Below are 7,798 nucleotides of genomic sequence, written 5' to 3' on the forward strand. Positions count from 1 at the left end.
CTTGCGCCGGCGCAGGGGCGCGTCGCCCTCGGCCGCGCGGGCGCGCGCCGCCTTCTTCCGCTCGGGCCGCTCGCGGCCTTGCGTCCGGTCCGGGCGCTCGCTGTTGGCGTCGGTGGAGGGGACCCAGGGCTCCGACCCTGCGCCGTCATCGTCTTTGGACTTGTCGCTCATCCGCCAGCCCATAACAGAGCGGATCGCGGGGCGCGAGACGCTGTTCTCCGGCAGCGTGGCCCGACGCGCGCCCTTTCGCCGAACCGGCATCCGGTTCGGCGCGCGATCGCTCTAATGCCGCGTGCCGAGCAGCGCCGCGCCGAAGCCCAGGAAGATCGCGCCGGTGGCCCGGTCGAACAGGCGCTGGGCCCGGGGGCGCGCCAGCAGGCGGGCGATGCGCCGGCCGCCGAGCCCGTAGATGCAGAACCAGAAGGTCTCGACGCCGAGGAAGGTGGCGATCAGCACGGCGAATTGCGGCCCCTGCGCCCGCGCCGGATCGACGAATTGCGGCAGGAAGGCCGCCGTGAACATCAGGAGCTTGGGGTTGCTCAGGCCGACGAGCAGGCCGCCGCGGAACAGGCCGGCGGCGGTGGGCGCGCGCGGGGCGCGCGCGGCGCCCGGCTCCAGCATCGGCTCGCCGCCGCGCCAGCAGCGCAGGCCGAGATAGATCAGGTAGGCGACGCCCGCGTAGCGCAGGATCTCGAACAGGACGGGCGAGGCGGCGAGCGTCGCGCTGAGGCCCGCTGCGGCGCCGGTGAGCACGATGAGGAGCGCGCTGAGGCAGCCCAGGGCCGCCGGCACGCTGGGGCCGAGGCCGAAGCGCACGCTGCGGGTCAGCACGTGCAGCATGTTGGGTCCGGGCGTTCCGCTGAGCAGGAACACCGCGCAGAGGAACAGCCACCACGTCTGGAGGGGCATGGCGCTTCCATACCGCGCCGACCCCGACGATGCACCTCACCCGGATGCAGGGCCCCCGAACGCGACGAGGCGGCCCGTGGGGCCGCCTCGAGGAAGGGATCCGGCGCCGGATCCGGTCAGGACAGGGCGGTGCCCGTCACAGCCGCGGGGCGCGGCCGCGCATCACGCCGAACACGGCGGAGATCAGGAACAGCGCGATCGCCACGAAGAATACGATCTTGGCGGCCTCCATGGCCGTCCCCGCGATGCCCCCGAAGCCGAGCAGAGCGGCGACGAGCGCGACGACGAGGAAGGTGACAGCCCAACCGATCATGAAAACCTCCGTGTCCTGTGATGTGCCTGTAACGGTCCGGCTCCCCGGCAGCGCCCGATCACCCGGGATCGGGAGACGGCGCGCCGGGGAGCGCCTGCGGCGTCAGAGCTTCGAAGCGGCGTCCTTCACCGTGTCCTTGGCGGCGCCGATGCCGCGCTGGGCCTCGCCCTTCAGCTCCTGGGCCTTGCCCTCGGCCTTCAGCTTGTCGTTGCCGGTGGCATTGCCGATGCCCTGCTTGGCATTGCCGACAGCCTCGTTGACGGCGCCCTTGATCTTGTCCGTGGTGCTGCTCATGGCTGTCTCCTCGTTGTCGTGTCTGCGGCTAAGCCGCGTCGGCATCAGAACGGCGGCCCGAGGCGGAATGTTCCGTGGATCAGACGCGTCCCCGAATCGTGATCGCGGCCCGCGCGACGGCGTTCGGGGCTAGGAACGCCGGGATGGAGAAACCGATCCACCGCTCCGTCGCGGAAGCGGATGCCGAGGCCGATCCGTTCGCGCGCGCCTTCGCCGAAGCGCGCCGCGCCGCCGCGTCCGGCGAGGTGCCGGTGGGGGCGGTGGTGGTGCGCGACGGACGGATCCTCGCCGCCGCCCACAACCGTCCCCGCGCCCTGCACGATCCGACTGCCCATGCCGAGATCCTGGCGATCCGCGCAGCCTGCGCCGCCCTCGGCTCTGAGCGGCTGCCGGGCTGCGACCTCTACGTCACCCTCGAGCCCTGCCCGATGTGCGCCGGGGCGATCGGCTTCGCGCGGATCCGGCGCCTGTATTTCGGCGCCTCAGACCCGAAGGGCGGCGGCGTCGAGCACGGGCCCCGGGTGTTCAACCAGCCGACCTGCCACCATGCGCCGGAGGTCTATGGCGGCTTCCGCGAGCGCGAGGCGGCGGAGCTGCTGCGCACCTTCTTCGCCGAGCGGCGGGACTGATCCCGCGCGGCCGGATCGGCCCCGGCCCTCGACATTCGGCGCGCCTGTCGCACCTCCCCCCGCATCGACAAGCGGAGATCGAGAAGCGGAGGTGGCCATGGTTCCCGTCTACGAACGCGTCCTCATCGTCGGAGCCGGCGCGGGCCTGAGCGCGGCGCTCGCCCGGCAATGCGCCGCCGACGGGCTCAAGGTCGGACTGGCCGCCCGCGACGTCGCCAAGCTCGCCGACCTCGCCCGCGAGACCGGGGCGGCGGTCCATGCCTGCGACGCGGGCGAGCGCGCCTCGGTGGAGGCCCTGTTCGCCGCGATCGAGCCGGCGCTCGGCGGCCCGCCGGACGTGGTGGTCTACAACGCGAGCGGGCGCCTGCGCGGGGCGATCGACGCCCTCGACGCCGAGGCGGTGGCCGAGTCCCTGCGGGTGAGTGCCTTCGGCGGCTTCCTGGTGGCGCAGGCGGCGGCCCGGCGCATGCTGCCCGCCCGCCACGGCGCCATCCTGTTCACCGGCGCCTCCGCCAGCGTGAAGGGCTTTCCCGGATCGAGCCCCTTCGCGATGGGCAAGTTCGCCCTGCGCGGCCTCGCCCAGAGCCTCGCGCGCGAGTTGCAGCCCAAGGGCATCCACGTCGCCCATTTCGTCATCGACGGCGCCATCCGGAATCCGGCCCGCGCCGCGGAGGCGCCCGACGCCCCCGACAGTCACCTCGATCCGGAGGCCATCGCCCGCGCCTACCGCGCGGTGCTCGCCCAGGACCGCAGCGCCTGGACGGCGGAGATGGAACTCAGACCCTGGCTGGAGAGCTTCTGAGGGTAGAGCGCCCTCAAGCCGAAGTGGACACCGGTTCGGCGCAAGAGAGCGCGTCAAAGCAAGAGCTTGGATCGGGAACCGCTCTAGCCGGGCAAGGAACGGGGCGCCGGACGCGGGTCCCGCGCGGGCCCGCCCCGGCGGGCGACAGGGGAGACGTATCGGATGCTGGGCTGGTTCCGGGCCTTGATGCCGCGGGAGGACCGCTTCTTCGACCTGTTCGCGCGCCAATCCGCCGCCCTGGTGGCGGGGGCCGAGGCGCTGCAGGGCCTGCTCGAAGGGGGCGAGTCCGTGCCCCGCTACGCCGAGGCCATCCTGCGCCACGAGCACGAGGCCGATATCGTGACCTGCGAGGTGCTGGCCGCGGTGCGGCGCAGCTTCATCACCCCCTTCGACCGCGGCGACATCAAGGACCTGATCCAGTCGATGGACGATGCCATCGACCAGATGCAGAAGACCGTGAAGCTGATCGACCTCTACGAGGTCCGCGACTTCGAGCCGACCATGCGGGAGATGGGCGTCACGGTGGTGGAGGCGGCCCGCCTCACCGCCGAGGCGGTGCCGCTTCTCGCCGCCATCGGCACCCATGCCCAGCGCCTCGGCACGCTGACCGAGGCCGTCACCCGCGTCGAGGGCCGCTCGGACGACCTGCACGATCTGGGCGTGAAGGCCCTGTTCCAGGCGCACGGACGCACCGATCCGATGCGCTACCTGATCGGTCGGGAGATCTATTCGAGCCTCGAGAGCGTGGTCGACCGCTTCGAGGACGTCGCCAACGAGATCAACGGCATCGTCCTCGAGAACGTCTGATGGGCCATCCTCTGCCGACCCCGCCGGGGGTTCCTGCGACCCTGCCGGGGGCTGACTGCCGATGAGCGCGATCGCCCTGCCCTATCTCGTCGGCCTGATCGCGGTGGCCCTGTTCTTCGATTTCCTGAACGGGCTGCACGATGCGGCGAATTCCATCGCCACCATCGTCTCGACCCGGGTGCTGCGCCCACGCTACGCGGTGTTCTGGGCGGCCTTCTTCAACTTCATCGCGTTCCTGTTCTTCGGCCTCCACGTGGCGCAGACGCTCGGCACCGGCATCGTCGATGCGAGCATCGTCGATGCGCGCGTGATCTTCGCCGCGCTCATCGGCGCCATCGCCTGGAACATCGCGACCTGGGTGCTCGGCATCCCGTCGAGCTCGTCCCACGCCCTGGTCGGCGGCCTCGTCGGGGCGGGCACCGCCAAGGCCGGCCTGGCGGTGGTGGTCTGGGGCGGGCTTGCCAAGACCATCGCCGCCATCGTGCTCTCGCCCCTCATCGGCTTCCTGCTCGCCCTCCTCCTGGTGCTCGCCGTCTCCTGGGCCTTCGTCCGCGCGACGCCGTTCGCCGTCGACCGCACCTTCCGGGTGCTGCAATTCGTCTCCGCCTCGCTCTACTCCCTCGGCCATGGCGGCAACGACGCGCAGAAGACCATGGGCATCATCGCCGTGCTGCTCTACTCGCAGGGCCTCACGGGCGGGGAATTCCACGTGCCGCTCTGGGTCGTCCTGTCCTGCCAGGCGGCCATGGCGCTCGGCACCCTGTTCGGCGGCTGGCGGATCGTCCACACGATGGGCTCGCGCATCACGCGGCTCAACCCGATGCAGGGCTTCTGCGCCGAGACCGGCGGGGCCATCACCCTGTTCGCGGCGACCTGGCTCGGCGTGCCGGTCTCGACCACGCACACCATCACCGGTGCGATCGTCGGCGTCGGCGCGGCCCGGCGCACGGCGGCGGTGCGCTGGGGGGTGGCCGGCAACATCGTGGTCGCCTGGGTGGTGACCATGCCGGCCGCAGGCCTGATCGCGGCCCTCGCCTACGCGCTCACCGGGCTCGCCGGCTGAGCGGGCGGCTCTGCCTGCTCCGGGCCGAGATGGAGCGCGAGCCAGATCGTCGGCGGGTCCCGGTCGGTCCGCTCGACGCGGTGGCGGCGGCGGGCGGGGATCAGCAGGTGGTCCCCCGGGCCGAGGCGGCGCGGGGCCGCCTCGTCGGCGAAGCGCAGCTCCGCGGTGCCGGAGAGGACCAGCACCCACTCGTCCTGCGGCTGGTCGTAGAAGAAGCCCGGCGGGCTCGCTTGGCCGGTCGAGACGATGCGCTCGACCACGAGCCCGGTCGCCGCCAGGAGGCGGGTGAAGACCTCCTCCGGCCCGGCCGGCGGCAGGTCGGTCAGCAGGTTCGCGGGCAGGCCGTCCACGGCGCTCGATCCTGGTTCCGGTGCGCTCCAGCCCTCAGGCGAGCGGCTCCGAGCCCTGTCCGAGCCGGGCCGCGGCCTGGACGAGCTTGAGCACCTCGCGCCGCATCGCCTCGTCGGCGATCGACTCGTAGGCCTGGAGCAGGGCGAGCGCCCCGCTCTCCTGCAGCGCCAGAAGGTCGCCGAGCCCGTCCCCGGCGACCTCGAGATCCTCGGCGAAGAACACCGAGACCGGCACGCCGAGCCGGTCGGCGATGGCGCGCAGGCGCCCGGCACCGATCCGGTTCTTGCCGGTCTCGTATTTCTGCACCTGCTGGAAGCTGATGCCGAGGGCATGGGCGAGCATGGTCTGGCTCATGCCGCTGGCCGAGCGCAGCAGGGCGATGCGGTTGCCGACCGTGTGGTCGACCTCTGTGGCGCGCTTCGGCTTCTGCTTCGGGCCTTTGGGCTCGGTCATGATGGCGGACGCGCCTCGATTGTGGGGAGAGACTTGAAGGAAGCTCGGCGGCTCGCGCCGATCTGTAACAAAGTTGCGCGGCGTCCGTGAACAAAAATTGTTCATCGACCCGGCCTGATCGCCGCAGCCGGGGACGCGCCCTCCGGCCTCGATCTGTCGGGCCCGTCTGGCCGTTCCGGTCGGATCGCGACGGCCGGGCGGCACGCCGGAAGACACCCCGTCCGGCGCGCTCGATTCAATAATCTAGGTTAATGTCGGCGACTTTCTCGCGCACGAGGCCGTGAGCCGGCCGGCGCCCCGTCCACTACCGGCGGCCGAACAGGCGCTCGATGTCGTGGAGGGCGAGGGCGATCGAGGTGGGGCGGCCGTGATTGCACTGGCCGGACTTCTCGGTGGCCTCCATCTCGCGCAGGAGCGCGTTCATCTCCTGCGGGTGCAGCCGACGCCCCGCCCGGATCGAGCCGTGGCAGCTCATCCGCGACAGGATCGCGTCGAGGCGGCGGCCGAGCGGGCCGTCCTCGGCGGCGGCTTCGCCGCCCTCCTCCACGCCGCTCGCCTCGAGGGCGTCGAGGATGTCGGCGACGAGGGCCCGGACCGAGGCGTTGCGGAGGATGGCCGGGACCTCGCGCACCAGCACGGCGCCGGGGCCGAACGCTTCGAGCCCGAGGCCGAGCCGGTCGAGATCGGGCGCCGCCGCGGCGAGCCGCTCCGCCGCGTCGGGCGGCAGCTCGATCACCTCGGGGATGAGCAGGCCCTGGCGCAGGATGCCGCCGGCCGCGCGCTCGCGCTTCAGCCGCTCGTAGACGAGACGCTCGTGGGCGGCGTGCTGATCCACGATGACGATGCCGTCGCGGGTCTGGGCCAGGATGTAGGTCTCGTGGATCTGCGCCCGCGCCGCGCCGAGGGGGAAGTCGAGGGCCTCCTCCTCGAGGGGCGGCTGGAAGGCGGCGGCCTGGGGCGGCGCGGCGCCGGTCTCCGGCGGGTCGCGCGGGGCGTCGTCGAGGAGCGCCTGGGCCGCCTCTCCGAAGCCGCCCGAGCCGACATGGCCCGGGCCGGGATGGGGCGGTCCCCGATGGCTCAAGCCGAGATCGCCCTGCGGGGCCGGAGCGCGGTAGCCCGGCGGGGCTCCGAAGGAGGGCGCGCCGGCGGGCATGGCCGGGCGCTCGGGCCGGAACAGGCTCGGCGCGCTCAGGCCGCTATAGCTGCGCAGCGGCGGAGCGGATTGCGGGCCGGCGGCCGGGCGCAGAGCCTCCAGCGCGCGGGCGGCGCCGGTGGTGGCGCTGCGGGCGCCGCCCCGGCGCAGGGCCTCGTGGATCGCGCTGACCACGAGGGCCCGCACGAGGCCCGGATCGCGGAAGCGCACCTCGGTCTTGGCCGGGTGGACGTTCACGTCGACGAGGGCCGGATCGCAGGCGAGGAACAGGCCGAGCACCGGGTGCCGGTCGGAGGCGAGCGTGTCCGCATAGGCGCCGCGCACGGCACCGAGCAGCAGCCGGTCGCGCACGGGCCGGCCATTCACCACGAGGTGGATATGGCTCGCCGCCCCGCGATTGAAGGTCGGCAGGCTCACATGGCCGGTGAGCGCCAGCCCCTCCCGGGCGAGGTCGACGGGCAGCGCGTTCGGCGCGAAATCGGCGCCCAGCACGCCGGCGAGCCGGCGCAGGCTTGCCGTCTCGCCCTCCTCCGCTGGTAGGACCAGAGGCGTGCCGCCGTCGCTGCGCAGCGTGAAGCGGATCTGCGGCTGCGCAACCGCGAGGCGGCGCAGGATCTCGGAGACGGCCGCCGTCTCGGCCCGGTCGGATTTCAGGAACTTGAGCCGGGCGGGCGTCGCCGCGAACAGCTCGCTCACCTCGATGCGGGTGCCGCGTTGCGCGGGCGCGGGCCGCACCGGCCCCTTCGCCCCCGCCTCGACGGTGAGGCTCGCCCCCTGCTCGGCCTCGGCGGTGCGCGAGGTGAGGGTGAGCCGCGAGACCGCGCCGATCGAGGGCAGCGCCTCGCCGCGGAAGCCCAGGGTGTCGATCCGGAAGAGGTCGCCGTCGGGCAGCTTCGAGGTGGCGTGGCGCTCGACCGCCAGCGCCAGGTCGTCCGGCCCCATGCCGACGCCGTCATCCACCACCCGGACGAGCTGGCGCCCGCCGCGCTCGATCGTGACCTCGATGGCGCGGGCGCCCGCGGCG

The 7,798-nt window shown here is 73.0% G+C and carries 10 protein-coding genes; 4 read left to right on the forward strand and 6 right to left on the reverse strand.

Annotated features, from left to right (window positions below; genetic code table 11):
• Positions 1-282: 282 nt before the first annotated feature.
• From MET9862_RS27455 to MET9862_RS27465, 3 genes are all read right to left on the reverse strand, one after another.
• Complete coding sequence (locus tag MET9862_RS27455; protein ID WP_142586096.1) at positions 283-909, reverse strand: LysE family translocator; 627 nt, start codon at positions 907-909, stop codon at positions 283-285.
• Between the two features lie 136 nt (positions 910-1,045).
• On the reverse strand, positions 1,046-1,222 hold the full coding sequence (locus tag MET9862_RS27460) for a DUF1328 domain-containing protein (RefSeq protein ID WP_082772855.1): 177 nt from the start codon (positions 1,220-1,222) through the stop codon (positions 1,046-1,048).
• Positions 1,223-1,324: 102 nt separating this feature from the next.
• Positions 1,325-1,516, reverse strand: a complete 192-nt coding sequence (locus MET9862_RS27465; protein WP_142586097.1) for a CsbD family protein — start codon at positions 1,514-1,516, stop codon at positions 1,325-1,327.
• Between the two features lie 143 nt (positions 1,517-1,659).
• On the opposite strand from MET9862_RS27465, the gene MET9862_RS27470 reads away from it, so the two are divergent.
• The 4 genes from MET9862_RS27470 (at position 1,660) to MET9862_RS27485 (ending at position 4,817) form a co-directional block, all read left to right on the forward strand.
• Positions 1,660-2,145, forward strand: coding sequence for a nucleoside deaminase (locus MET9862_RS27470; protein WP_244612936.1), 486 nt, complete (start codon positions 1,660-1,662; stop codon positions 2,143-2,145).
• Positions 2,146-2,242: 97 nt separating this feature from the next.
• Positions 2,243-2,947, forward strand: a complete 705-nt coding sequence (locus MET9862_RS27475) for an SDR family NAD(P)-dependent oxidoreductase (RefSeq protein ID WP_142586098.1) — start codon at positions 2,243-2,245, stop codon at positions 2,945-2,947.
• Positions 2,948-3,109: 162 nt separating this feature from the next.
• Positions 3,110-3,754, forward strand: a complete 645-nt coding sequence (locus MET9862_RS27480) for a DUF47 domain-containing protein (RefSeq protein ID WP_142586099.1) — start codon at positions 3,110-3,112, stop codon at positions 3,752-3,754.
• Between the two features lie 61 nt (positions 3,755-3,815).
• Positions 3,816-4,817, forward strand: coding sequence for an inorganic phosphate transporter (locus MET9862_RS27485; RefSeq protein ID WP_142586100.1), 1,002 nt, complete (start codon positions 3,816-3,818; stop codon positions 4,815-4,817).
• Here the strand turns inward: MET9862_RS27485 and MET9862_RS27490 are convergent.
• From MET9862_RS27490 to mutL, 3 genes are all read right to left on the reverse strand, one after another.
• A complete protein-coding gene (locus tag MET9862_RS27490; protein ID WP_142586101.1) occupies positions 4,790-5,167 on the reverse strand; it encodes a cupin domain-containing protein in 378 nt (125 codons plus the stop codon). The genes MET9862_RS27485 and MET9862_RS27490 overlap by 28 nt on opposite strands.
• Before the next feature lie 34 nt (positions 5,168-5,201).
• Positions 5,202-5,621 (reverse strand): helix-turn-helix domain-containing protein, encoded by a 420-nt coding sequence (locus MET9862_RS27495; protein ID WP_142586102.1) that lies wholly within the window; start codon positions 5,619-5,621, stop codon positions 5,202-5,204.
• Positions 5,622-5,925: 304 nt separating this feature from the next.
• Positions 5,926-7,798 (reverse strand): DNA mismatch repair endonuclease MutL (gene mutL / locus MET9862_RS27500; RefSeq protein ID WP_142586103.1); only part of this gene is annotated, 1,873 nt, incomplete at its 5' end.

The sequence above is a fragment of the Methylobacterium symbioticum genome, assembly GCF_902141845.1.
Lineage (GTDB): Bacteria > Pseudomonadota > Alphaproteobacteria > Rhizobiales > Beijerinckiaceae > Methylobacterium > Methylobacterium symbioticum.